At 43.2% G+C, this 24980-nt stretch carries 21 protein-coding genes and 1 pseudogene; 16 read left to right on the forward strand and 6 right to left on the reverse strand.

The genetic code is table 11. The features are described 5' to 3' along the window. Positions 1 to 81 precede the first annotated feature (81 nt). The gene (locus CHRO_RS29080; RefSeq protein ID WP_015163205.1) at positions 82 to 651 is read right to left on the reverse strand and encodes a DUF1003 domain-containing protein; all 570 of its coding nucleotides are present in this window, start codon (positions 649 to 651) and stop codon (positions 82 to 84) included. A gap of 107 nt (positions 652 to 758) precedes the next feature. On the opposite strand from CHRO_RS29080, the gene CHRO_RS29085 reads away from it, so the two are divergent. Then, a complete protein-coding gene (locus tag CHRO_RS29085) occupies positions 759 to 2597 on the forward strand; it encodes an APC family permease (RefSeq protein WP_015163206.1) in 1839 nt (612 codons plus the stop codon). A 175-nt stretch (positions 2598 to 2772) separates the two neighbouring features. On the opposite strand, the gene CHRO_RS29090 is transcribed toward CHRO_RS29085, so the two are convergent. From CHRO_RS29090 to CHRO_RS29100, 3 genes are all read right to left on the reverse strand, one after another. Further along, complete coding sequence (locus tag CHRO_RS29090) at positions 2773 to 4383, reverse strand: DHA2 family efflux MFS transporter permease subunit (protein WP_015163207.1); 1611 nt, start codon at positions 4381 to 4383, stop codon at positions 2773 to 2775. A 17-nt stretch (positions 4384 to 4400) separates the two neighbouring features. Continuing rightward, positions 4401 to 5864 carry an HlyD family secretion protein gene (locus CHRO_RS29095; protein ID WP_015163208.1) on the reverse strand — a complete coding sequence of 488 codons (1464 nt, stop codon included), beginning with the start codon at positions 5862 to 5864 and terminating at the stop codon, positions 4401 to 4403. Between the two features lie 118 nt (positions 5865 to 5982). Beyond that, positions 5983 to 6624, reverse strand: a complete 642-nt coding sequence (locus tag CHRO_RS29100) for a TetR/AcrR family transcriptional regulator (RefSeq protein WP_015163209.1) — start codon at positions 6622 to 6624, stop codon at positions 5983 to 5985. Between the two features lie 263 nt (positions 6625 to 6887). On the opposite strand from CHRO_RS29100, the gene CHRO_RS29105 reads away from it, so the two are divergent. Continuing rightward, positions 6888 to 7292 carry a hypothetical protein gene (locus tag CHRO_RS29105; RefSeq protein ID WP_015163210.1) on the forward strand — a complete coding sequence of 135 codons (405 nt, stop codon included), beginning with the start codon at positions 6888 to 6890 and terminating at the stop codon, positions 7290 to 7292. A 364-nt stretch (positions 7293 to 7656) separates the two neighbouring features. Further along, positions 7657 to 8664 (forward strand): RNA polymerase sigma factor, RpoD/SigA family, encoded by a 1008-nt coding sequence (locus tag CHRO_RS29110; RefSeq protein ID WP_015163212.1) that lies wholly within the window; start codon positions 7657 to 7659, stop codon positions 8662 to 8664. A 226-nt stretch (positions 8665 to 8890) separates the two neighbouring features. On the opposite strand, the gene CHRO_RS29115 is transcribed toward CHRO_RS29110, so the two are convergent. Further along, on the reverse strand, positions 8891 to 9463 hold the full coding sequence (locus tag CHRO_RS29115) for a hypothetical protein (RefSeq protein ID WP_015163213.1): 573 nt from the start codon (positions 9461 to 9463) through the stop codon (positions 8891 to 8893). Positions 9464 to 9612: 149 nt separating this feature from the next. Next, positions 9613 to 10425, reverse strand: a complete 813-nt coding sequence (locus CHRO_RS34065; RefSeq protein WP_015163214.1) for a hypothetical protein — start codon at positions 10423 to 10425, stop codon at positions 9613 to 9615. 414 nt (positions 10426 to 10839) lie between these two features. On the opposite strand from CHRO_RS34065, the gene CHRO_RS29125 reads away from it, so the two are divergent. The 13 genes and pseudogenes from CHRO_RS29125 (at position 10840) to CHRO_RS29180 (ending at position 24861) form a co-directional block, all read left to right on the forward strand. After that, complete coding sequence (locus CHRO_RS29125; RefSeq protein ID WP_015163215.1) at positions 10840 to 11484, forward strand: SRPBCC family protein; 645 nt, start codon at positions 10840 to 10842, stop codon at positions 11482 to 11484. A gap of 78 nt (positions 11485 to 11562) precedes the next feature. Further along, a complete protein-coding gene (locus CHRO_RS29130; RefSeq protein WP_181824415.1) occupies positions 11563 to 13722 on the forward strand; it encodes a serine hydrolase domain-containing protein in 2160 nt (719 codons plus the stop codon). A 51-nt stretch (positions 13723 to 13773) separates the two neighbouring features. Further along, complete coding sequence (pgsB, locus tag CHRO_RS29135) at positions 13774 to 15024, forward strand: poly-gamma-glutamate synthase PgsB (RefSeq protein ID WP_015163217.1); 1251 nt, start codon at positions 13774 to 13776, stop codon at positions 15022 to 15024. Then, positions 15017 to 16018 carry a poly-gamma-glutamate biosynthesis protein PgsC/CapC gene (locus CHRO_RS29140; protein WP_015163218.1) on the forward strand — a complete coding sequence of 334 codons (1002 nt, stop codon included), beginning with the start codon at positions 15017 to 15019 and terminating at the stop codon, positions 16016 to 16018. The genes pgsB and CHRO_RS29140 overlap by 8 nt, the downstream gene beginning before the upstream one ends. Before the next feature lie 88 nt (positions 16019 to 16106). Continuing rightward, the gene (locus CHRO_RS29145; protein ID WP_015163219.1) at positions 16107 to 17150 is read left to right on the forward strand and encodes a hypothetical protein; all 1044 of its coding nucleotides are present in this window, start codon (positions 16107 to 16109) and stop codon (positions 17148 to 17150) included. Positions 17151 to 17201: 51 nt separating this feature from the next. Then, on the forward strand, positions 17202 to 18956 hold the full coding sequence (locus tag CHRO_RS29150; protein ID WP_015163220.1) for an HlyD family secretion protein: 1755 nt from the start codon (positions 17202 to 17204) through the stop codon (positions 18954 to 18956). Positions 18957 to 19110: 154 nt separating this feature from the next. Next, complete coding sequence (locus CHRO_RS30125; RefSeq protein WP_015163221.1) at positions 19111 to 19449, forward strand: peptidoglycan-binding domain-containing protein; 339 nt, start codon at positions 19111 to 19113, stop codon at positions 19447 to 19449. Between the two features lie 89 nt (positions 19450 to 19538). Next, a complete protein-coding gene (locus tag CHRO_RS29160) occupies positions 19539 to 20483 on the forward strand; it encodes a metallophosphoesterase family protein (RefSeq protein ID WP_015163222.1) in 945 nt (314 codons plus the stop codon). Positions 20484 to 20689: 206 nt separating this feature from the next. Next, entirely contained in the window at positions 20690 to 21457 is a 768-nt protein-coding gene (locus CHRO_RS29165; RefSeq protein ID WP_015163223.1) for a COG4705 family protein, read from the forward strand. A gap of 86 nt (positions 21458 to 21543) precedes the next feature. Then, positions 21544 to 21711 carry a hypothetical protein gene (locus CHRO_RS35135; protein ID WP_425394291.1) on the forward strand — a complete coding sequence of 56 codons (168 nt, stop codon included), beginning with the start codon at positions 21544 to 21546 and terminating at the stop codon, positions 21709 to 21711. A gap of 17 nt (positions 21712 to 21728) precedes the next feature. Then, positions 21729 to 21914: pseudogene (locus CHRO_RS29170) on the forward strand (hypothetical protein); the annotation flags it as partial. A 40-nt stretch (positions 21915 to 21954) separates the two neighbouring features. Beyond that, the gene (locus tag CHRO_RS29175) at positions 21955 to 22710 is read left to right on the forward strand and encodes a COG4705 family protein (protein ID WP_015163225.1); all 756 of its coding nucleotides are present in this window, start codon (positions 21955 to 21957) and stop codon (positions 22708 to 22710) included. A 150-nt stretch (positions 22711 to 22860) separates the two neighbouring features. Then, complete coding sequence (locus CHRO_RS29180) at positions 22861 to 24861, forward strand: BamA/TamA family outer membrane protein (RefSeq protein ID WP_015163226.1); 2001 nt, start codon at positions 22861 to 22863, stop codon at positions 24859 to 24861. Positions 24862 to 24980 lie beyond the last annotated feature (119 nt).

The following is a 24980-nucleotide window of genomic DNA, read 5'->3' on the forward strand; positions in this document are numbered from 1 at the left end:
ATTTATTCTTTAACTTTTGAACTTTAAGTATTTCTTTACAACAGAAAATGCAACTTTTCTTGACAGCAAATAATATAATATTCAGGATGGAATATTACGATCGTCTGGTTTTGCAATAGGAAAAGCCGAGTCATAATCTACGGATTGAAGTTTTTGTCTCAATAAGCCTTCTAGACTTTGGATCTGTTGTTGCTGCTGTTGAAGCATTTGCATAATTCTTATTATTTCTTCTTCCCGAAGTAGATTCATTTTATCGTGTAGCAGTTCAATTTCTAGCTCGGCTTTCATATTAACTTCGTAGTCGTGTTTCGCCTCCTGACGGTCAATTATCGCTTGGCGGTTCTGACTCATCATGATGATGGGTGCAGTGTAGGCTGCCTGAAAGGATAACATAAGGTTGAGTAGGATGAATGGGTACGGGTCCCAATGCTGAATGTATGCCGTGACGTTAAGAAAAATCCACAGTGCTAGCAAGCTACTCTGGATAATAATAAATCGCCAAGAACCTACAGTATCGGCAACTGCATCAGCTAGACGATCGCCCAGCCTCGGACTTGGTTTTGGTGGGTTTTGAGCGGGCTTGCGTTCCCGCAGCCTTTGCAACAGTTGATATTCTTCCTGACTGACACGAGCGCGTAGAGGTTTTTTCATATTCACGATCGATGAATGTAGAATTCAAAATTAAGCTTAACTGCCTCTAACCACAGCAAAATACAAAATAATGAATTGTCGCAATCACCAACTTAAAAAAATAGCACATGTCTCTCTATACTCGCATTAAGCGATCGCTACTCGGTAAACCGCTACCTACTAGTGCTTTTGCAGAAGAACGTTTGAGCAATGCTGCGGGATTGGCAGTGCTGTCTTCTGATGCGCTTTCCTCAGTTGCTTATGCAACAGAAGAGATATTACTAGTGCTGATACTGGCTGGAAGTAACGCTCTCAAACTCTCACTGCCTATTGGAGGCGCAATTCTACTGTTGTTGACAGTAGTAACTTTATCTTATCGCCAAACAATTCGAGCCTATCCTGGCGGCGGTGGAGCTTATACTGTGTCACGCGAGAATTTGGGGCTTTACCCTGGACTAGTAGCAGCAGCAGCACTAGCGATTGATTATGTCCTGACCGTTACTGTTAGCATTTCAGCGGGAGTTGCTGCTTTAACTTCGGCAATCCCATTCTTGAGTACCTTCACCATTGATTTGTGTCTGCTTGCAGTCTTCTTGGTGATGCTAGCAAATCTACGAGGTGTGAGAGCAGCAGGCAACTTACTCATGCTGCCTACCTACGGGTTTATTGCAAGTATTTTTCTACTCGTTTGTCTAGGTTTAGTGCAACAGCTGAGCGGATACGTACCCTCTGCTGTCGCTACAATTCCAGCGACAGAACCCCTAAGTCTATTTCTAATTCTGAGGGCTTTCGCTGCTGGCTGTACCGCGTTAACGGGAATCGAAGCTATCTCCAACGGTGTCATGGCATTCAAGCCGCCAGAGTGGAAAAACGCTCGTTTGACTATGCTTTACATGAGCGCAATCTTAGGGGTCATGTTTACTGGGATCACCTACTTGGTTCATGCTTACCACATAGTTCCTACTGCTGGACAAACGGTGGTTTCGCTGCTGGGGCGACACATTTTTGGCAATGGTTTGCTTTATTACGTTACACAGGCAACTACCCTGCTGATTCTGCTACTGGCAGCGAATACTAGCTTTGCTGACTTCCCCCGACTCGCTTCACTGCTAGCACGGGACGGCTTTCTGCCCAGGCAACTGTCAATACTAGGCGATCGCCTGATCTACTCCAACGGCATTCTTTTGCTCAGTCTTTTTGCTGCCTTCCTGATAATTTTATTTCAGGGGCAGACTAATGCAATTATTCCTCTCTATGCTGTGGGAGTATTTACCTCATTCACCTTATCCCAGACAGGGATGGTGCTGCACTGGTTCAACCATCAAACACCTGGTTGGAAATCTCGTGCCACGATTAATGGGATCGGTGCGACAGTCACTGCCATAGTTTTAGGGGTAATTGTTGTAACAAAGTTCTTATTGGGGGCTTGGTTAGTGGTGGTGATGATTCCGCTAGTTGTTTGGCTGTTTTTAGCAATCCGAAGTTACTATCAAACGATAAGCGATCGCCTCAGCATTGTTGGGCTTGAACCCCATCGTTACCCCATGCTGCGTACTCCATGCGATACTGTTACCCATCCTGCTCTAGTTTTAGTTGGTCAACTTCATCGCGGAACCTTAGAAGCTCTTGATTACGCTCGCAGTATTGCCGATGAAATTGTTGCCGTTCACGTTGATATTGGTACTACAGATAGAGACAGCTTTCAGCAGCAGTGGCAGCAGTTGGAGGCAGATATCCCATTAGCGATCCTCGACTCTCCCTATCGTTCAGTCATTTCACCTTTAAGCAACTTTGTTAGCGAATTTGAAGCTCAACATTCAGGACTCTTCTGCACGATTGTTATTCCTATCTTCGTGACCCGTCACTGGTGGGAAAATTTGCTACATAATCAAACAGCTTGGTTTCTGAAAGCGGCTCTGCGAGTTAAACGCAGTCGGGTAGTCACGTTTGTTGGTTATTATATTTAAACATAAAGATTGTGAAAAGCGTTTTAAAAGTAAGTTAGGCATAACTTGATTCAAGTATTATCTCAACTACATATATAGATTTGAAAAATGCTTTCCCAATTCCAATAGCGACCGCCAAAAATATTAACTCGATCGTAATTTCTCTTGCAAAAACTATCTATTCTTATTTCTTCTGCTAGTGAGCTATTGGTGCTTTGGCTTTAGCTCCCCCTTTCCCTAAAAATAGTAATAACGGTAACGAACAAAAGAAGACAACGCCCACAAAGCGAAAGATATCGGCATAAGATAAAACTGCGGCTTGCGTATTGACTAATTGCTTCAGTGCTGCCAGAGCTTGTTGATGGGCTGTAGCTGCATCAAAACCACGATTTTGAAATAAGGCAGTTAGCGTATCGAGACGCTGATTTGTCTGGGGATCGAAAGCAGTCACTTTTGCTAGCAAAATGGCTTTGTGAAATGCTTCCCGTCGATCTAGCAGTGTTGTCAGAACCGCAATCCCGATACTGCCTCCCAACTGGCGCGTGAGATTGTAAAATCCCGATCCGGCAGATACATCTTGTTTTGGCAGCGAACCCAGACTAGCTAAACTGAGGGGCAGAAACATCAGCACGGTGGTCGCTCCGCGCCAAAGCAGGGGGTAGAATAGATCGTCCGTACCCGATTGAGGTGTAATCTGTGCGAGTTGGAACATGACTATAGTTGTTCCAACTGCTCCAGTTCCAATCAGCAGTCGAGCATCTACCTTGCTCGAAATCTTACCTAGCAGAACCATCACGATTGCTGATGCTAAAGCTCCTGGGGCAAGCAACCACCCAGTTTGGGTGGCGGAAAATCCCAGCACTCCTTGAGCAAACAACGGTACGGCAAACAGCGCCCCGTAAAGTCCCATGCCTAGAATCCCAGAGTAGAGGCTACCCGCTGCCAGCGTTCGGTGACGCAACACGCGCAGATCGACCGCAGGATATTTGATACTCAGTTCCCGCCAGATGAATAGTATTAATCCAACAGCAGCAGCGATCGCCAAGGTAGTAATGAGACTCGATGCAAACCAATCGTCTCGTTCTCCTTCTTCTAAAAATGCCTGCAAGCTACCAATCGCGATCGCCAGTAACGCAATTCCCAACCAATCCACTTTTTGACGAGCAATTTTGCGCTGGGGCGGATCGGGTCGCAAAAACATTATTGCCATGATGACAGCAATAATCCCGATCGGCAGGTTGATGAAGAAAATCCAGCGCCAACCCAGCGTATCTGTCAGATAGCCACCTAGAGTAGGACCGATCGCGGGTCCGGCAATCACTCCTACGCCAAATACCGATTGAGCTACGCCTTGTTCGGCAGGTGGAAAAGTTTCAAATAAAATTGCTTGGGCTTTAGCTAGCAGTCCTCCCCCAAATAAACCTTGCAGGATGCGGGCAATCACGAGCATCGGTAGGTTAACAGATAATCCACACAGCACGGAAGCGGCTGTAAACCCTGCCATTGAAAAGATGAAGTAGGTTTTCTTGCCGAATACATCTCCCAACCAGGCAGAGAGGGGAATCAGAACGACATTGGCGATCGCGTAACCCGTCACGATCCAGCCCACTTCGCTGACAGTTGCCCCTAGAGTTGCTTGAATGTCGTTCAATGCCACGTTGACGATGCTAGTATCGATTACCTCTAAGATCGCTCCCAGCGAGGCTGTAAGGGCGATCGCCCACTTCAGAGATCCTCGCACGTAGCCTGAATTGTCAGTATTCGGTTGTCGAGATGAGCGTGGCAAACGAGAATGAGTTGTAGCCATGAGCGATCTAAGAGAAATTAATTCGGGGTTGTTGATGCCACTTTAGGAGCCGTTGTCGTATCTACCGTAACGGTCACGTTCAATCCAGGTTTGAGTTTATTTTGTCCATCAGTGTTGGAATTAAATACGAGCCGGACTGGAACCCACTGCACGACTTTGTTGAAATTACCTGTGGCGTTATCGGGTGGCAGTAAGGCGAAGCTAGCGCCTGTTGCCGGACTGATCCCAGCGATCGTGGCGTGAAATGTTTCCCCAGAATAAGCATCCACTTCAACATCTGCTTTCTCGCCAATTTGCAGTTTTCCTAGCGCCGTCTCCTTAAAGTTTGCTTCTACGTAAACCTCGTCGGTTTTGAGTGGTACTACAGACAGCAAAGGTTGCCCTACCTGAACTTTCTGTCCTACTTGGGCGGTTAGTTGTCCGATATAACCATCGACAGGTGCTTTAATCGCGGTGTATGTCAATTGCTGACGCGCCAGAGCTAGTGCGGCTGTTGCCTGTTTTACTTGAGCCTGAGCTTGTTGTTGCCGATCGCGCTGCACCGTCACGTTTTGTCCAGACACTTGAGTTTCTCGCACCTGTCCTCTGGCTGCATCTGCTTCGGCTAGGGCTTTTTGCAATTGGGCTTGAGCATTCTTGAACTCTGCTTGCGATTGAGCGATGGTTTTACGAGCAGCCGTTAGACTAGCTTGGGCGTTTTCATAAGCAGCACGAGCAGAATCAAATTGTTGAGCCGAGATTGCACCTGCTTTGTATAGGGTTTGGTAGCGATGGTAATCTGTTTGCGTCAGATTTATCTCGGTTTGTGCCTGGGCAATTTTGGCTTGGTTAGTTTCAATGACTGCTTGAGCTTGGCTGACGCTGGCTTTTGCTGCATTCGCCGCAGATAAACTTGCTGCTAGCTGCGATCGCGCTTGTTGAACTTGAATCGGATTGGTTTGACTGGTGAGTTTTACAGTGTCGATCGCGCTGTTTAATTGGGCTTTGGCATTTGCTAGTTCTGCCTCTGCCTGTTGTACTTTTAACGGCAAATCTCGATCTTCGAGCATCACCAAAGGTTCTCCTGCTTTGACGCGATCGCCTTCTTCTACCAGGACTTGCTGCACCGTTGCGGAAATCTTGGGAGCAAGCGGCGAAAGATGTCCCTGAATTTGAGCGTTATCCGTACTCACATGGGTGTTTTGAAATTGCCACCAGCGCAGTCCAGCGATCGCACCAACAACAAGAACAACGCCTCCTACAACTAACAACAATCCGCGTCGTTTCTTACTGCGTGGTTTGGGTGCTTCATCAACGGCTTCATCCTCTGTTGCTTTATTAACGACTTCATCTGGTGCTTCATCAACGGCTTCATCCTCTGTTGCTTTATTAACGACTTCATCTGTTGCAACACCGTTATTTTCTGAGTTTTTTCCCTTACATCCGTTGTAGCGATCGATTGGTTCTAATTCTTCTAGTTTGGTCGATGGGGTTTGCTTCATGGCTGGTTCAGATGATTCGAGCGCCGAATCGGAGTTCGAGCGGATGTGAGATTAGATAATGCCAAAAATCTTTTAGTGAAAATACTTAGTTTTTCTGTTGTGACTTGCCGATTGCTAGTTAGCTTGTAGATGGTGTTGCAGTACAACTAGGATTAATAGCTGTCGTACTAACGCCACGTACAAACAAATCTACGCATCCTTCAACGTACTGAGCGCGGCTATAGCCCCTGACGATGGGAACGACATGACGGCGCACCATCCCAGCTAGCAGCATCCCTGTAAACCGATCCACTGCTAACGGTAGGTCTACATCGGGACGAACGCTACCGCGTTCAATGCAGTTACGTAAATAGGCAATCAGCTGTTCGCGCAAGGGAAGGAAAGATTGTTGAAGTACCTGAAGCGCTTCCTGGGGATGCCTCTGCGCTTCGCCAATGAACATCCGAATCAGGGCTTCATACTCTTCCAGCATATTGTCATGCAGCGTTGCATAGTGTAAAAGGTCGCGGCGCAAGTCCTGCGTCCACTCCTCTTGATGGGCGAGTGCCTCTGCTTTTAGAGCGGTAATATGTTGTGCCACAGCACCCAGCAGTTGCTCCTTACTCGGAAAATATCGAAATAACGTGACTTCGTTTACGCCTGCTACGCGAGCAATCTCGCGGGTTGTGGCTCCAACAAAGCCTTCAGTTGAGAAAACTTCAATCGCTGCTTTAAGCAGGCGATCGCGAGTTTTGACCGTTCCTTGTTTTAAACGAGCCATATTTATTGTAAGTGCTTACTTGCATTATAAATAAACAAGCTACAAGTTGACTATATTTTTAGATAGAGTTTGACGATGAGATAGCAATCTCGCTCCAGACACAAAAAGTTCAAATTGTTGTCACAAAAAAGCAATATCAAAGATTTAACTTAAAAATATCTCCTCAAAAATCTTTAGATCGAGTACCAAAAGCTGAAAAATAAAGCAAATTTGGTAGAAAAAGTTTTGCTTAGTCTTGATTCTAATTCAACAGATTTTTAAATATGAAGATTCCCACAATAGCTTCTGCGATAACTTCTGCGATCGCTCTGAGTCTCTTAACATTTAGTTCCACCCCTGCTCAGGCTCGAACTTTCTCAACTTCCTGTGTTACTCCGCAAACCGTCAATGGAAATACTATCACTTTTACTCCTGCTCTAACTAGAGCTAGAAATCTAGCACGTCAAGCAGCTGAAAAAGTCAACGGTGGATTAAGTCAATATCGTGCTGCGGCATCTATGTACGGCCCTTCTTTTGAAGCTCCTTGTGTAGATAGTGGAAATAGTTGGATCTTCACCTTCACTGGTAGTCAACCTGGCTCTACAATTCCCTCAGTTGAGAGTATTGTTACAGTTGCTAAAGATGGCTCTAAGGTTACTGTGGATTATAACGGTTCAATTCGTTCCTAACTATCTGAAACAAAACTCATACAACTAGAGAGATTACTGCCCAGCCTATAGATAAATTGGTTAACTCTGGAGGACTAAATGAATCCTTGTCCTTGTTGCTCTCATAACCTACTTCGGCATATTCAGGCGAAAAGACTTTACTGGTTTTGTTCGAGATGCAGACAAGAAATGCCTTATTTTACATCTGGCTTAAACTCATCCTCTTTTAAGAAAATATTCTCCAACTCAGCATAAAATCATCTCCCCAAGTTTGGAATTTTTTCCAAGTATTTTGAGGTATAGAGTCTTGCTAAAATCGGAATGCCATTGATAGAAAAATATCTCTTCTTTGTCTAGTCTGTATATACCTTTGCGTACAAAGATAATGACATTCATAGCTAAATCAATTTCAGGATCTACCAAGTACAACACGAAATATAAATATTCATCTACTGTTGACTTGGTACATACTTATCTGCACGAAATTGGCAACATACTTTTATTAAGTCACGAACAAGAAATTGTTTTTGGCAAACAAGTTCAGCAGATGATAGCTTTAGTGACTGCCAAGGAAAATTTAGCCAAGCAATTGCAGCGCGAACCAACTTTGCAAGAGTGGGCAGAGCTAATGCACTTAAGTGACAAAGCACTACAAAAACAGCTACTCGCGGGACAACAAGCTAAACAGAAGATGATTGAGGCTAATCTCCGATTAGTAGTGGCAGTAGCTAAGAAATACCAAAAACGCAACTTGGATTTTCTAGACTTAATTCAGGAAGGCACTTTAGGATTGGAACGAGGGGTTGAAAAATTCGATCCAACCAGAGGCTTTAGGTTTTCTACCTACGCCTACTGGTGGATTCGCCAGGGAGTAACGCGGGCGATCGCTCAGCAGTCCCGCACAATTCGGTTGCCCATTCACATGACTGAGAAGCTGAATAAAATTAAGCGCACGCAACGGGAGCTATCTCAAAAGCTGGGTCGCACTCCTACATCTATCGAGATCGCTGAGGCGATCGACCTACAGCCCGAACAAGTCCGAGAATGCTTGCTACTTGCTCGTCATCCTATCTCCCTAGAAGCTCGAATTGGAGACGAACAGGATACAGAATTGCAGAATATACTGCAAGATGACGGACTTTTACCTGAAAGCTACGCAGTTCGGGAATCGATACGTGAAAGCGTTCAAAACATATTGTCAAAGCTGCCTACTCAACAACGAGAAATATTAACTCTACGCTTCGGTCTAGCAGACGGAAACGAACTTTCCCTGGCACAAATTGGTCAGCGAATGGGTATTAGTCGAGAACGAGTGCGGCAGTTAGAACAACAAGCTTTCAGCTTCCTGAGACGATATGAATTTGAAGCACGTAGTTATTTAGTGGGACTTTGAAGAAAACTGCCGATTGGATAGTCTCAAAAGCAGAACCAGAGCTGGTTTTACATCGATTGGTAGCGTTTCCTTACCATGCTTAGGTTTCAGCCAGTTTTATCTCATTGATGTATTTTCCTTGTTCTGCTTGGAATTCAGCCTCTTTTAGAGCTAAAAACTTTCAAAGTCCCATTAGTAAGCTAATGCCTGTTTTTCAGATCGCCCATTGCTGAATACATCAATTCGATTAATCTAACCATTCAGGCAGCTCTACTTCTATCCAGTCATTTTTCTCTAAAATCTCGACCCCAAACCCAGCCGCAGGCAGTCCCAGCAACAGCAGTAGAGCGATACCTATAGCGATCGCGCGAGTCCGACGCTCTTGCCAAAATGATTGAGAGCGAAGATTGTCCCGAACGGATATGGCAGTACTATCTGCGTCTAATGCTGCCAGTAAACTTAATACTTGTGGCTGCTTCAAGCACTCTTCAACTACTATGCTTTCTCCTACGTACAATTTGCGTGTTTCTCTATCCAGTAGTAGATAGTGCCGTGCGGGTTGACCGTCATCTCCCAAGTGATAAGGGTGACAGAGTCGTTCTACCTTGGGATGGTGGCGGAAAATTTGCCATGCATAAGTATTACCCACACCAACTGTCTGACCGTCGTTGTGACATAACTGATTTAACTCAGGCTCCCAATGCAGAGCCAGCCAGCGGGAGCTTCCAGAGTATGCTATGGCTTGTTCTAGAGAAAGTGGAACTGCCAAGTTAATGCTTTGAATTGAAGGCAATGGTTGACTTTCCTTGCTATATGACATTCTTTTAATTTCCTGGTATTCTCAAATGTGTGTCTCAATTCAACAAAGCCGTTGTTATTTGAAATGACCTAGATTAAACTTTTGGGAGAAAAATGTAGGTCATTTCTTTGATTCAGTAATGCTTGCCTACTTGGGATTTTAGCCTTCGATTACTGGAAGACTTTCTCAAGATTATCCACTTCGTCTAGTATGGGAGTGGCAAGGCGACCGTATTCAGAGGTTGATTTTGCTGCTTCGATACGAGTAATTAAGGTGTCAAACTTTTTCACTTGGGCAGAACCTCCGCGAGCCAAAATAGATGGACGTAGTGCATTCCAAGTGCGACGCATTTCGCCAGTTGTTGTTCTCAACTTGGCAGTATTTCCCTGTGCTGCCCAAATATCTAATTCCCGACCGTAGTAATCGAGTAGCGTTACTTCAACTGGAACCTTCGGCTCGAAAGGCACGGTCATTTTAGCAGCGATGAGAGTCACCTGGTTAGCATCGCGCATTGCCGATTGGCGATCTTTCGCGTTAACGGCTTGACTAAGAGCTGCAATGCTGGAATTGAGTTGTGCTACGGCTTGACTTTTGCCGTCAATCTGCGCGTCCAGCTGCTTCGCTGCACTTTGTAATGAATTGAGATTGGCAGTTGCTTTAGTCCAGTTGTTGATTTTTGCCATGTCGTAGATGCTTTCACCGTATTCACCTACTTGGCTGAGGGCAGCTGGAACTTTATCATCTTTGACTTCACTATCGCGATCGTCTGATGGATCGGGCACTTCTTTACTATCTTCCAATTGGCTATTTATATCTCTGGCTTGACCAATCAGATTGGTTTTGTAAGATGGGATAACTTCGTTCGGCTTTGCTAACGCAGTTGTACGTTGAGATTCAATGGCAGATTTGGCTCGTACAGCTCCACTAAAACCCCAAATTCCGATAAAAGCAGCAGCCAAAATTATGTACTTGGAAACTTTCACGATTGTAAACAGCTAAATTTATGTCATTTCAATTTAGAAAGTATTAGTCAAGAACTTGAAAAGATCTAATTGCGAACGAGCAAAATTATGTACAACTGTTGTAAGTTAGGCTGCACAGTGCGATCGCCCTCAATAGAATTCTACCAAACGAGTTTTTTTTCCAGTAATGAAGCCGATATTATTGTGGCGTAATTTTTCCGAGCGAGCAAATCTTTCCGAGTTCTTTACTTTTTCTGCTTATATTGACATCGCCCATCTGGGTGTTTGGTGTGAGGAAACAATGAGTGAGGTTAGCAAGTTATAGATGCTGCTTTGCTCGGTTCGGTTTTCGATAATTTTTTACTCAATCTTTAAAGCCTTTAAAGGTTGATTTCAGCTTTTTGACACCATTCTGTAAGCAAGAGGTTAGTTTTGATGGCGAAGTCATGGCATACGCGATCGCTGCTCTATTTTTTGCTGCCTGGTACTCTGTCTCTAGCAGGGAACAACTTACCCGCTAGAGCGCAGGTTGCTTTTGCTAACAACCCACTAGATACCTTACCCGTACAAGAGCGCGTGACTCTACGGCAGGGAAAACCTGTAGTCTCTGGTGAAAATGGCTGCTACACCGCCCGCATTTTAATCGATGCCACTCCATCACAAACATGGTCTGTCCTGACGGACTACAGCAACTACTCTCGCTTCATGCCCAATGTCACTGCTAGTTCCGTGCTGGAATCCAATCACAACCAGCATCTATTTGAAGAAGTCAATCGCTACCATGTTGCGCCACTGATTACCATCAATGCCCGCACTCGTCTCGCCATTACAGAAACGCCCCAAAAAGGCTTTAGCTTTCAAATGGTAGAAGGTAAGCTGGAAGAATTATATGGCAGATGGACTCTTCAACCTGTCCCTGCTTATCCCTATGCTTCTAAGACCCAAGTTCTGCTGACTCAGCAAATCCACGCCCATCCCAAATCTGTCACGCCGAAGGGCTTGTTCTATAACATCTTTCGCCGCCATGTAGAGAAGACGATGAAAGCTGTACGTACGGAAGTAGCAAGGCGCAGTTCTTAAAGTTTTTGAGCATTAGCTCTTTAAATAGCAGTAAATTGGCAACAAACGCCAGACGCGAGACTGGAAGATCGATAAATCATGCAAATAAAGACAGGATTTCTGCCTTACCCGTCATCCACAAATAAAAAGTTAAGGCAGTGGATGCAGCGCGCGATCGCAGGATCGATCGGTTTAGTTTTGGTCTTGCTATTTTTCGGACAACCATGTTTGGCTGAAGGTTTATCAACTGAATCCAATAGAAATATGTTCAGTGATGCCCGTTCTGAACAAACAGACATCCAACAACAAGGACCAGACGATCCGCAGGAGCTAAAAGCTTTTTTGGACAACTTTTTTGCTCAACAAATGACACGGCTACACATTCCTGGTGCGGCGATCGCAATTGTTAAAGATGGTAAGCCCTTTTTCACCGCAGGCTATGGCTACGCTAACTTGGAAAAGAAAATACCTGTCGCTCCGAATCAAACTCTATTTCGCCTTGCTTCTGTTTCTAAACTTTTCGCGGCTACTGCTGTAATGCAATTAGCAGAGCGAGGTCAACTTAAGCTCAAGGATGACGTAAACAAATACCTCAAGAATTTTCAACTTCAAGAAAACTATCCTGCTCCAGTCACGATCGACAATCTTCTGACCCACACGGGCGGTTTTGATGAGAAATTCATCGGTTTGGCGGCTCGAAATGCATCCGAGTTAATGCCTTTAGGAGAGTACTTAGCAAAGCGGATGCCTCCTCGTGTCAGTCCCCCAGGACAAATTATCAGCTACTCGAATCACGGTATCGCTCTAGCAGGCTATTTCGTAGAAGAGATTTCTGGCATTCCCTTCGCTCAGTATACTGACGAGAACATCCTGCAACCATTGGATATGCAGCAAAGCAGCTTTTTACAGCCGTTGCCTGCACATTTAGCATCCGATCTGGCTGTAGGCTATGAGTACCGCAGGGGCAACTATCAACCAGTACCGTCCTATTACATAAATGATGGTCCAGCTGGCGCACTCAAAGCTACTGCTACTGACATATCTCACTTTATAATTGCTCACCTACAAAATGGTCGCTACGGCAATACCAAAATTCTAGAGGAGACAACAGCTCAACAGATGCACGCCTCTCACTTTACCCACCATCCACAGCTACCAGGCTGGGCTTACGGTTTTTCCGAGCGTTTCCAAAATAATCTGCGAGCGATCGAACACGGCGGTACAGATCCAGGGTTTGCTAGCTTATTGTTTCTATTACCCGAACAAAAACTTGGTTTATTTGTTGCTTACAACAACGAGCAGGATGAGCTGCGCGAACAATTGATCGGTCAGTTTCTCGATCGCTACTATCCGGTTAAAAAATCAATTTCTTCTCCCCAGCCGAATTCAAACTTCCAACACCGAGCTAATTATTTTGTTGGTAATTATCGGTTTAGCCGCTATCCGCACTCTACTATCGAAAAGTTGGCTCCGGTACTCCTCAAGGCTCCGGTATCTGCACCAGAGTTACGGGTGAGAGCGAAGGGTGATGGAATCTTGACGTTAGAGCCGAATACTTACAAACCTAATCGCTCGCCTCGACGCGCCTTGAAAAAGGTAGACTCCGTGTTGTATGGAGCTGTAACAGATAATAGCAACTCAAGCTCTAGAACAACGAACCAGTTGGTAGAGATCGAACCTTTGTTATTTCAATTTACTGACGGTCCCTACGTTGCTTTCAAAGAGAACGGTCGGGGACGCATCACTCATATGTTTATTGGTGCAGATGCTTTTGAAAAATTGGCTTGGTACGAAACGAATGCTTTTCAACTCAGTCTCTTTGGATTTTGCATACTGGTTTTTCTGTCATCCTGCATTGGCTGGTCGAGTCGCTCTCTGACTCATCGTTGGCAAAAATACCCTTCTCGATGGTTGGGTTCAAAGCAGGATATTCAATCCCTAGTAAGATTGAGTGGCTCTACTTTACCTGTAGCCATCTCTGCACTTAATCTATTCTTCTTGTTCGGCACGCTCCTGGCTATCTTACTCAGCAACCTATATGAATTTGCTTATGGTTTGCCTCCCATCATCACTACATTGCTTTGCATTCCCATCATGACCGCTAGCCTGACGGCTGTATTACCCGTCTTTATGGTACTAAGTTGGCAAGATAAGCGCTGGTCGGTCTTAGGAAGATTGTATTATTTATTCTTTATCTTGTGTGCATGGGGCTTTATTTCATTTCTGTCCTATTGGAACCTCTTGGGGTTTGAGTTTTAACAACCACAAAATATTGTTTCTTCGCAGTCAATACTTCTGAGGTCAAAGATAGTGACTATTTTTCTGCTATTTTTCATTAGCTTTTATTGCTACGTGTTGTGGATTTTATTTGATAACTTCAAATTTAGAAAACAACGAGACAAAATCCAATGGCGGATACATATTAACGGCATTAGAGGAAAATCAACTGTCACGAGATACACGACAGCAGTTTTTAGAGAAGCTGGCTATCACACTTTTGGGAAAACAACGGGTAGTGCTGCGAGAATTATTCGACCAAATGGAGAAGATTACGACTTTAAACGTAAAGGCTATGCCAATGTCAACGAGCAAGTCAAAATTTTAAAAAGCTTTTGCCGCCAGAAAGCGCAAGCCGTAGTCCTCGAATGCATGGCTGTTAACCCTGTTTATGCTAAATGGTTGGAGGAAAAAGTTATGCGATCGCACATTGGAATTATTACTAACGTGCGCTACGATCATCCCGATTACATGGGCGAAACTTTAGAAGAGATTGCTGAATCCTTGTCTAAAACTATCCCTCAAAAAGGCATTGTAATTACATCAGAAACAGAAGCTAAATTACTCAATATACTATGGAGAAATGCCAAAAAGAAAAACTCTTTACTGATAGTTGCTAACAAGCATCAAGTAAAACCTGAAGACATGGAAGGTTTTTCTCATTTTGCTCATGAAGAAAATGTTTCCATCGGCTATGAAATTGCCAAGATTTTGAAACTACCTATAGATAGAGCTTTAACAGCAATGAAATCAGCAGTGGCAGACCCAGGAGCTTTTAACATTGAATACATTCAATTTAACCGCTACACGCTCGCTTGGGCAAACCTATTTGCTATTAACGATCGCGAAAGTTTTATTGAGGTTTGTTTAAAATTATTTAAACAACTTTCTAGCTATAAGAAGGTAGTTTTATTAAACAATCGTCATGACCGTCCAACTAGAGTTGAACTATTTGCTAGTATAGCACGCGATCTCAAGTTTGAACGTGTAATTACATTGGGAGACTATGAAACAGCAGTAAATAAAATATTTGCACTAGAGCGAAGTAAAATAATCAATCTAGGCTATTCTACAAAATTTAAGAATGCCTCAGCTGTAGAACTTTTGAATCAAATTGTCAGCGGCATAGATAATGATAAAGTTGTAATTGTAGGAGCCGTAAATATACACACGATTCAAGCAGAAGAGCTTTTGCATTTTTTTGCAGAACAAGCAAAAGTAGACGTGCGATCGCAGACAGATTTATCTTCAACCAACTCTACCGAAGTAACTATCAATGTTTGAGTCATTAAATACTCCAGAGGTCAGTAGATTAGCTCTAGTCATTGGAGCTTTTACATCTGTTGCTTACAAAAACATTTATGGAATAAATCCAGGAGGAGTAATTGTTCCTGGCTTCATTATTATCTTATTTTTGATATCGCCAATTTGGTGTATTACTACCTTAGTTTTATCATTTGTTATTTACTTTATTTACAAACGCTTTCTAGAGCAAACGAGTTATAAACGTAAAACTCCTATGTATGTTCTGTCATTTCTTTCTCTAGGAGTTGCCAATCTAATTGCACTCTTGTATATCCAACTAGGTTGGTTGGTTGACTCCCTTGATAGTCTTTCTGGTACTTTACTTCCAGCAGTTATTGCTTTTACCTTTACTAAACAACAGATAAATAAAGTCGTAAAAGGCATAGCTTTAACTACATTGTTTACTGCTTTTATTTTATTTGCAACATACGGTTTGTTTTCCTACTTGTTTGATTTGGATTTTGACACATTAAAACCTTTGTATCTTGGAAAAGAGATAATAGAGTTCAAATATCCTTTTATCCATTTCTATATAACTTTAGCGGTCGGCTATTTAATTTATCGCTATAAAGATATTCGTCCAGGTGGTTACATGGTAGCTCCAATTGCTGCTGTACTACTCATCCATCCTTTGACAGCCATCACTTTCTTACTAGGATGTTTGATCGTCTATACTATTACGCAACTTATTTGCAAATTTACTCTAATTGTCGGATTAAAACGCTATACTTTGGCTCTTTTTTTGAGTACGATATATGTCTGGATTACCGAACTTTTGTTTCTTTATTTCGACTCTACTATTTTGCCTTTCAAGGGCAGCAATATTTACGTTATAGTTACCATAATGTCTTACGTAAATGACACTATTTTGTATTCTAAGAAAGAAATAAAATTTTATATTTTTGTAACTGTTATAGCAGCAATAATTGATTATATTTTAACCGAAAGTTTACCAGAATTACTTGCGAGCTAAAACTTTAAAAGTCTGGCATTCTAAAATCACAGAATTACCGTTAGTTTGTATAAAATTCACTAGTAACAAAATAATTATAGGTGCATCAATGTCAGCTTTATCACGTAGAAAGATGTGTAAATATTTTTTCTTAAGAATAAGTCCTTTTTTAGCAAGTATCGTTTCAAGTTTCTTATTAAATTATCAGTCTAAAAAAATCTTAGGTTTTAGTTCTCAGCCATTAACTAGCGAAGCTAACATTTTAACTGAGCGCGGCAATTTTTTAGAAGAAATAAGCAGAATCAAAAAATTAGCTTTACCTAAAAATTCTCATCTCTATCAAAATCCTACAACCGCTGATTTAGACAACTTTAGAGTTTTGGCTAGCAGCTTAATATCTCAAGATATAAATACAGCAGCGAACAAAGCAAATGTTCTCAATTACGAAATCGTAAAGTTTATCGATATCTCTAGCGGACAAGCCTTTTATAGCTTGAGAGAAAGGCGCGTACTAGGCTACCCAATCCGAGGCTGGGGGTCTTATTTTATTAATCCTACATACAGCTCCAATGCTTTAGTAGAAGTGCCGCACGTTCTTTTCGACAAGTTTTCAGAGGAAATTGGAGCTAAAGCTTTTTTGGGGTCGGCGGCGCGTGGATTTCTAGTTGCTGGAGCGCATCGCGATGCTAACGGTACTGACACAGCAGATGTCTGTAATCCTATTAATTCTATTTTCCAAGAGGTTCACAAAGCATGGACTTCATCTCAAGCCAAAACGTGGCAAATACATGGCTTTAGCATTTCTGATAAACCATCTTTTCCTAGCAATACTCAGTCTATTTTATCTGACGGTAAAGGTCGTTTATCAACTGAAGTTATGGATTTAAGTCAGCGCATGAGGCTTCGCAGCTTTATAACCTACGTTTATAACGAACTTTCAGCTTCCGATGTGTTAAATCAACAAGTGAATCAAGGTGTAGCAGGTCAAGCCTTCTCCTCATTAGGAGGTACTCAGAACGTACAAGGTGTTTATTGTCATAGTGTAGGAACAGCATTTACCCATATTGAACTAGAAAAGAGCGTTCGAGACAGCTCTACCAATCGAGATTTAGTATCTAGAAGCATTGCAGACTCTATTCAGGCAATGACTTAAAAGTTTTTCGATTGCAGAAATTTAGACAAACTTTTTATTGGAGCTTTTTTTATGGAAATCAAGCAACCAACCCGCGAACACCGTGCTTATCTTCGAGTTACTGCACCCGCTAGAGTAGCCATCGATGGATGCAACTATACAGTAAATAATTGGAGTATCGGCGGACTTTGTATCAGTGATTTTTCTCAGACAACACTAGTAGGAGATTGTTTACCTATTCAATTCTCTTTAAGCTTTAAAGGAGGAATTAATATTTCAACAAATACGTTAATTGAAGTGGTATGGATTTCAAGCGACACAAAAAAATTAGGAGTGCGTTTTTTAAATTTAACAAAAATTGAAACAGAGTTTTTACAGCAAGCAATCGATAGTTTGCAGACGGGTGAGATTATTCCTTTGGAAACTATTGAGGGCATCAACAATCGAGACGAAACTTCAAACAGCAGTCAACTTGAATCTACTAAACCAGCCTTAAATAGAAATAACTATAAGCTTGTATTATCCTCTGTAGGATATATATTTGCTGGAGGAGCGATCGTTTTTTATACTCTGTTGTCTTTACAAAAATCTTTCACTCAAATGGAAATTAAGTCTGCCGCCTTGACCCAACCAATCGAACCTGTTATCTCTACCAACTCAGGAACGCTTAGTCAACTTTATGTGCGTGAGGGAATGAAAGTTCAGGCTGGTCAACCATTATTGCGGATAAATGACGAAGAAATAGCTCGCTCTAATATTGACAATGAAATTAATAACGTTAACGCGATCGCCCGTAATAAGATTGATAATATTGACGCTTTAAATCAAAAGATCGAACTCAGCCGCTTAGAGTTAGCTGAAGCCGAAGCCGCACTTCAAAAAGTAGCAGCTCTTAGACAACGAGAGATAGAAAAATTACAGCTTGCTAAACTCGTTAATCAAAATAAGTTGAATGCAGCTCGTGCTAAGTTCGATTCGCTTACTATTCAGTATAAAGCAGCAAAAAATAGTTTAAGCAGATTGACAACTTTACTTCAAGCTGGTGCTGTTAGCAATGAAATGGTGGAAACAGCTAATGCTAAGTTGGCTGAAATTGAAGGTAATCTCAAAATAGCAAAAGCTGAATTGGAAATTGCTCAAGCAGCTGCAAGTTCTCTTAACAATGGAGATTACTATAATGGTAGTGCTTTTGTTGGAGAACTATCGCGTCTCACAGTGGATGTAAAAGATGCAGAACGAAAAGTCAAAATAGCAGCTAGTAGAGCGATCGCGTTAAGTCAAGAAAGAGAACAGTATAAAAAGGAAGTGCAAAATCTAGAGAGACAAAAGGAAATTCTCAGACAACCAGGTCGAACATTGGGGAATCGGAAAGAGAAAAATCCTTTCTATTCTATTTACACATCTCCTACCTCTGGCACTATTGTAAGAATCGCTAAATCTCCTGGTAATAAAGTAACTCGTAACGAACCTTTAATACTATTACAACCTGAGATAGCTCAACCTATAATCGAGGCTTACTTAACGCAAGATCAAGTTACCCAAGTATCGATAGGTGACAAAGTAACAGCTGTTATTCCTGAATTAGGTAGAAGCTATCAAGCGCAAATAGTCAACATTGACCGAACTGGTGGGTTACTTGACGAAGTGAGAGGTCAATACCAGTTTCAGGGATCGGAAGACCAATCAGCTTACGTTAAGCTCCTCATTACAGATATGAATCGAGATGAAAAAAGTAAATTAACAGCAGGTATGCCTGTCAAACTTGAAATTGCAAAAAGACTGAATATTTTTGAGCGTTTAGGATTTTTCAATCGAAATGTCAAGTAGCTAAATCCGTCCGAGAGCTTTTAGCACTCATCTCTAGCATACAGCAGTGCGGCAGATTGAGCGCATGACGATTTTTGCAGTCAATCTTTTCAAGTTCTTGACATTTGCTCTCTAAAGTGAAGTCACTTTGCCCAAAGTAAAAGGATTTCGCTCTATGAAAACTTCAGCAAAAATCGCTCTCACAGTAGCTTCTATTGGTATAGTCAGTTTTGGTGGACTGCTGCAAAGTGTATCCGCACGACAATCGCAACATCCAGTTGCAGTAATACCTCAACATGATTCGCCTGCCAAGACTCCGGTGCTAAAAATCGGTAGCAAGGGAGCGGCAGTGGCGCAGGCTCAGAAAATTCTGAAACAAGAAGGTTTTTACAAAGGAGCGATTAACGGTGTTTTCAGCAGCGAGATGCAATCCGCCGTTATTGCTTTTCAAAAGTCCGAACGTATAAAGCCTTCTGGTGTCATTGATTCTAAAACTCAAGCTGCCTTGAGATAGACGTTGGAGCTATTACAAAACTTACACTTTTTGTTCTTGCTCAAAAAGAAACCTTTATTTGCATTAGTAGAAACTAGTAACGTTACATAATGAATATACGTTTTCTTGCTCCTGTTTCACTTGCCATCAGTCTGTCTTCATTTAGCTATATCTTGGCAACTCAAAGCCAGGAAGTCAAACCCGCTAAGGCAAGTAAAGATCCCATCATTGCAGCTGCGGGTGATATTGCTTGCGCTCCAACTAGTCCTAACTACAATCGAGGCAACGGCACTGCCGATGCCTGCCACATGAAAGCTACTTCTAATTTAATCGTAAATGCGGACTTAGCAGTAGTGCTTCCTCTAGGCGACATTCAGTACGAAACTGGAACAGCTTCAGCTTTTCAACAGTCTTACAATCCTACTTGGGGGCGCGTCAAATCCATTACTCGTCCAGCAGTTGGCAATCACGAATACGCTACTACTGGTGCTAAAGACTATTACAGCTACTTTGGGGCGGCTGCTGGCGATTCGTCAAAGGGTTACTACAGCTATAACATTGGTAAATGGCATATCATTGCGCTCAACTCGAACTGCTCGGAGGTTGGGGGTTGTGGAGCAGGATCGCCCCAAGAACAATGGCTACAAGCCGATCTAAAAGCCCATCCAAGTGCTTGTACGCTGGCTTATTGGCATCATCCGCGATTTTCTTCAGGAAAGCATGGGAGCGATTCTAATTACGATGCTTTTTGGCAGGATCTCTATGCATCTGGGGCAGAAATCGTGCTAAACGGTCACGACCACGACTACGAACGCTTTGCACCGCAATCTCCCAGTGCAAAGGTAGACGAAAAGCGAGGTATTCGCCAGTTTGTAGTTGGTACTGGTGGTAAAAATCACTATCGCTTCGTGAGTAACCAGCCTAACAGTCAAGTGCGTAATTCAGATACTTACGGCGTACTCAAGCTAACCTTGCACCCACAGAGCTACACCTGGGAGTTTGTACCAGAAGCAGGAAAAACTTTTACTGATAAAGGCAGCGATTCTTGCCATTGAGTATTGTCAATTATTTACGAGCGGCAAAATCTTTCCGAGTTCTTGACATTTGCCGATTAAGGTGGGGGTGCTTTTTTCCAGTGGAGCTGATTTATCGCGTTTATTAGATGTTTATAGTCTTTTCCCGTGCGATCGCCGTGCAAAAAAAACTTGTTCGATTTATTACAACGTAGCCAAATCGCAAACAATCAAGTAGGAGAAATATCATGCGAAAAATGTTAAACAGGGTTCCAGAAGTCACAATTTACTTTTGGACGATCAAGATTCTAGCAACCACAGTAGGTGAAACTGCGGCTGATTTTTTGGCGTTGACGTTGAACCTTGGCTTAGGCGTTACATCTTATATTATGGGTGGGTTGCTACTATTTGTGCTTTTCAATCAGTTTAGACTCAAACGCTACGTTCCAGTGAGTTACTGGCTTGTGGTCGTTTTAGCAAGTATTGTTGGTACGCTAATTACAGATAGATTAGTAGACGAGTTTGGAGTGAGTTTAATGACTACTAACATAGTTTTTAGTATTGCTTTGTTAGTAGTTTTTACGCTTTGGTACTTGAGTGAAAAGACATTAGCTATGCACTCTATTAATACTGCCAAAAGAGAGCTGTATTATTGGGTAGCTATTTTATTGACGTTTGCCTTGGGTACTTCTACAGGAGACTATTTAGCGGAGGCTTCGGGTTTGGGTTATGCACAAGCAGCATTAGTATTTGGTACTTTAATTGCCGCGATCGCGGCGGGTTATTATTACTTGCAGATGAATGCAGTTTTGGCATTTTGGCTAGCTTACATTTTGACTCGTCCGTTTGGAGCATCGATAGGCGATCTATTATCTCAACCAACTAAAAACGGAGGTTTTGGTTGGGGTACGACTGGAACGAGTATGCTTTTTCTCTCTATAATTACCAGCCTAGTTATTTACTTAAGCCTTAAGCGAAAGAAACCAGCCTTACAGCCGATTGACCGACAAAACTGATGGCGATCGCCTTTTCGATCTTGAGCTTTTTTCTGTTTGTATCCTAGCGATTTAGCTGACATTTCGAGATCGCTACTACGGTTGATATCTTCAATTCTGTATTTTTTGTTCTGAGCGCGTTTTCATTTTTCAAGTCTTCAATTTTCCAGTATGAGATCGACGTGACATTTATCGCCGCTATCTCGATCGTTATTCGGTATTCGGTGAATAAAGTCATAAGTTTAGATAAAGCACAATTGCCCAACAACAAGTAGGAGCAACAATGAGCAAACTGAGTAAACTTTCACTAATCACTCTATTTTTCTGGATCGTGAAGATCGTTGCCACTACTCTAGGAGAAACGGCAGGCGATCTTCTGTCGATGACGCTAAATGTGGGCTGTGCTGTTAGTTCTACGATATTGATTGGAGTATTTTTAGCTAATCTTGTGACTCGACTGCTCTCGAAAAGCTGTAATTGACTATGATGAGTTACTGTTTTTATTTAGTGAAAAAGAAATGAACAAAGTTGCTAACAAAGTTGCAAAAGTCACAATTTTCTTCTGGATCATGAAGATCGTTGCTACTACTCTAGGAGAAACGGCAGGTGACTTCATCTCGATGACTCTCGGACTGGGGTATTATGTAGGCTTTGCTGTAACGTTCGCTATCCTGGCTATTCTCCTGTTTTTTCAAATTCAATCCCCCAGATATCTTCCAGCCCTTTATTGGACTGCCATCATTGCAACAACCACAGCTGGAACCGAAGTTTCAGACCTAATGGATCGATCTCTGGGACTGGGTTACGCTGCGGGATCGCTGATCCTGGTAGCTGGTCTTTTAAGCGTTCTTGCCATCTGGTACTACCGAGATCGGGATATAAGCGTTTATCCAATCGTGAGGAAAGACGCAGAGACTACCTATTGGCTGGCTATTGTGTTCTCTAACAGTCTGGGAACGGCTTTTGGTGATTTTCTGACAAGCAACTTGGGACTGAGCTATATCCAGGGTGCATTCGTAACAGCCAGCGTCATTGGTGTTGTCATCGCCCTTCACTACGTCACAAAATTGAGCGATACCCTCCTATTCTGGCTCGCATTCATCTTCACGCGACCCTTCGGAGCCACCTTCGGAGATTTTCTTACCAAACCAGTCAAAGATGGCGGTTTATCAATGCCAAGGGAATATGCTTCGGCGATCGCCTTTATCCTGCTAGCAGTTGTCCTATTCTTTTCTGTACGAAACGAGAAAAAAGTGCGTCACTCAATTGAGTGATGCGTTTAAGCAGAGAGATGACTCGCCTCACAACAGGAACATTTCTCATCTTCAGAACGCACTATCTTACCTAATTTTACCCAGTCGTGTTGTTTTGATTGCGTTTGTTCTCACTCGACCGCATGATTTTTTACTAAGAAAACGATACCAATGCACCTATCTCCCGCGTGGTTGTCAGTAATGGCGATCGCTAGCCTATGGCAAATTTTGCTAGCGCAGCTACCTTCTGAGGCTGCCTCTCCTAAATCTCCACCTCCCGACAGCAAACAACCTTCTAATCCATCTCCACCCACTACCTCACCAGCTCCAGCAAATGCTCAACCAAACACAACTCCCAAGTTGTCAGAACCCCAAGTCCTAGTGGCAGAGATTTTAGTCAAGGCTGAAACAGGCGAACTATCGCAGGAGCTACAAAACCAAGTTTACAAAGCAATTCGGACTCAATCGGGACAGCCGACAACTCGGACACAACTACGAGAAGATATTAATGCCATCTTTGCAACGGGTTTTTTCTCCAACGTCCAGGCAAAACCAGAAGATACACCAGTTGGCGTACGGGTAACTTTTTTCGTACAGCCCAATCCAGTCCTCAGTGCTGTAAGAGTACAAGCCAATGCAGATACAGGGGTTCCATCCGTACTACCCCAGAGCGTTGTGGATAAAACATTTCACGAGCAATACGGCAGCATTCTCAATCTGCGTCGCTTGCAAGAAGGTATTGGGCAACTCAACAAGTGGTATCGAGATAATGGTTACGTACTAGCTCAAGTATTCGAGGCTCCACAAGTTGCATCAGATGGAACCGTTACGCTGTCTGTAGCCGAAGGGGTAGTGGAAGATGTTCGAGTCCATTTTCGTAACAAAGAAGGTAATGATACGGACGATCGAGGATATCCCCTGAAAGGACGCACGCGCCAGTTTGTCATTAGGCGGGAACTAGAGTTGAAACCTGGGCAAGTCTTTAACCGCAACACAGTGCAAAAAGACTTACAACGGGTTTATAAACTGGGCTTATTTGAAGATGTCAATGTCTCGCTCAATCCCGGTCAAGACCCACGCCAAGTCATTGTTGTCATGAATGTTGACGAGCGCAATACTGGTTCTGTAGGGCTATCTGGGGGCTTAAGCTCTGCTAACGGCATTTATGGGGGTCTGAGCTATCAACAGCAGAACTTGGGAGGAAAAAACCAAAGTCTCGGTGCAGAGGCACAGGTAGGGCAGCGAGAAGTCCTGTTTGATGTCCGTTTTACCGATCCCTGGATTGCTGGCGATCCCTATCGAACTTCTTATACAGTCAATGGGTTTAGGCGCAAATCGATTTCTTTGACTTTTGATGGCGGTAAGAAGAATATCGATCTCCCCAATGGCGATCGCCCCCGCGTGTTACGTCTGGGTAGCGGCATTACCTTCACCCGTCCGCTCTCCAAAAATCCTTTATACAAGTCTGAATGGACGGCTTCGGCTGGGTTGGAGTATCAAAGAGTCTCAATCCGCGATGCGAATGGCAGGCTCAGTTCCAAAGACGAACTGGGTAACAACCTCAGCTTCTCTGGGGAAGGGAAAGACGATTTGCTAACTTTGCAATTAGGAGCGGTCAGCGATCGCCGTAACGATCCATTGCAACCAACCAGTGGCTCTGTCTTCCGATTTGGTGTCGAGCAGTCCGTGCCAGTAGGACTGGGTAGTATTTTTCTCAATCGGCTACGAGCTAACTACAGTCAGTACATTCCTGTTAAATTTATTAGCCTAGTTCAAGGTCCACAAACTCTTGCTTTTAATTTACAAGCGGGAACGGTACTAGGCGATCTCCCACCTTACGAAGCTTTTTCTCTGGGTGGTAGTAACTCCGTTCGGGGTTATGGAGAAGGAGAAGTAGGCAGCGGTCGCAGCTTCGTGCAGGCAGCCGCTGAGTATCGTTTCCCCATTTTCTCCATCCTGAATGGCGCGCTATTTGTTGATGCTGCGAGTGACTTAGGCAGCGCCAGCAGCATACCAGGTAATCCTGCTGGAGAGCGGGAAAAACCAGGTAGTGGTTTTGGCTATGGCTTGGGTGTGCGAGTACAGTCTCCGCTAGGCTTAATTCGGATTGACTACGGTTTGAGCGATCGGGGAGACAACCGAATCAACTTTGGCATCGGAGAACGATTTTAAATCGCAATGGAATTTTATCTATTTGCATGAATCTTTCTGAGTTCTTAACATTTGTTACCTAAGCTAATGCGACGAGAGCATCCATATTCTGCAATGTCTCTTGTGAAGCAATCGATCGC

It is taken from the genome of Chroococcidiopsis thermalis PCC 7203 (assembly GCF_000317125.1).
In the GTDB taxonomy this organism is placed as follows: Bacteria; Cyanobacteriota; Cyanobacteriia; order Cyanobacteriales; family Chroococcidiopsidaceae; genus Chroococcidiopsis; species Chroococcidiopsis thermalis.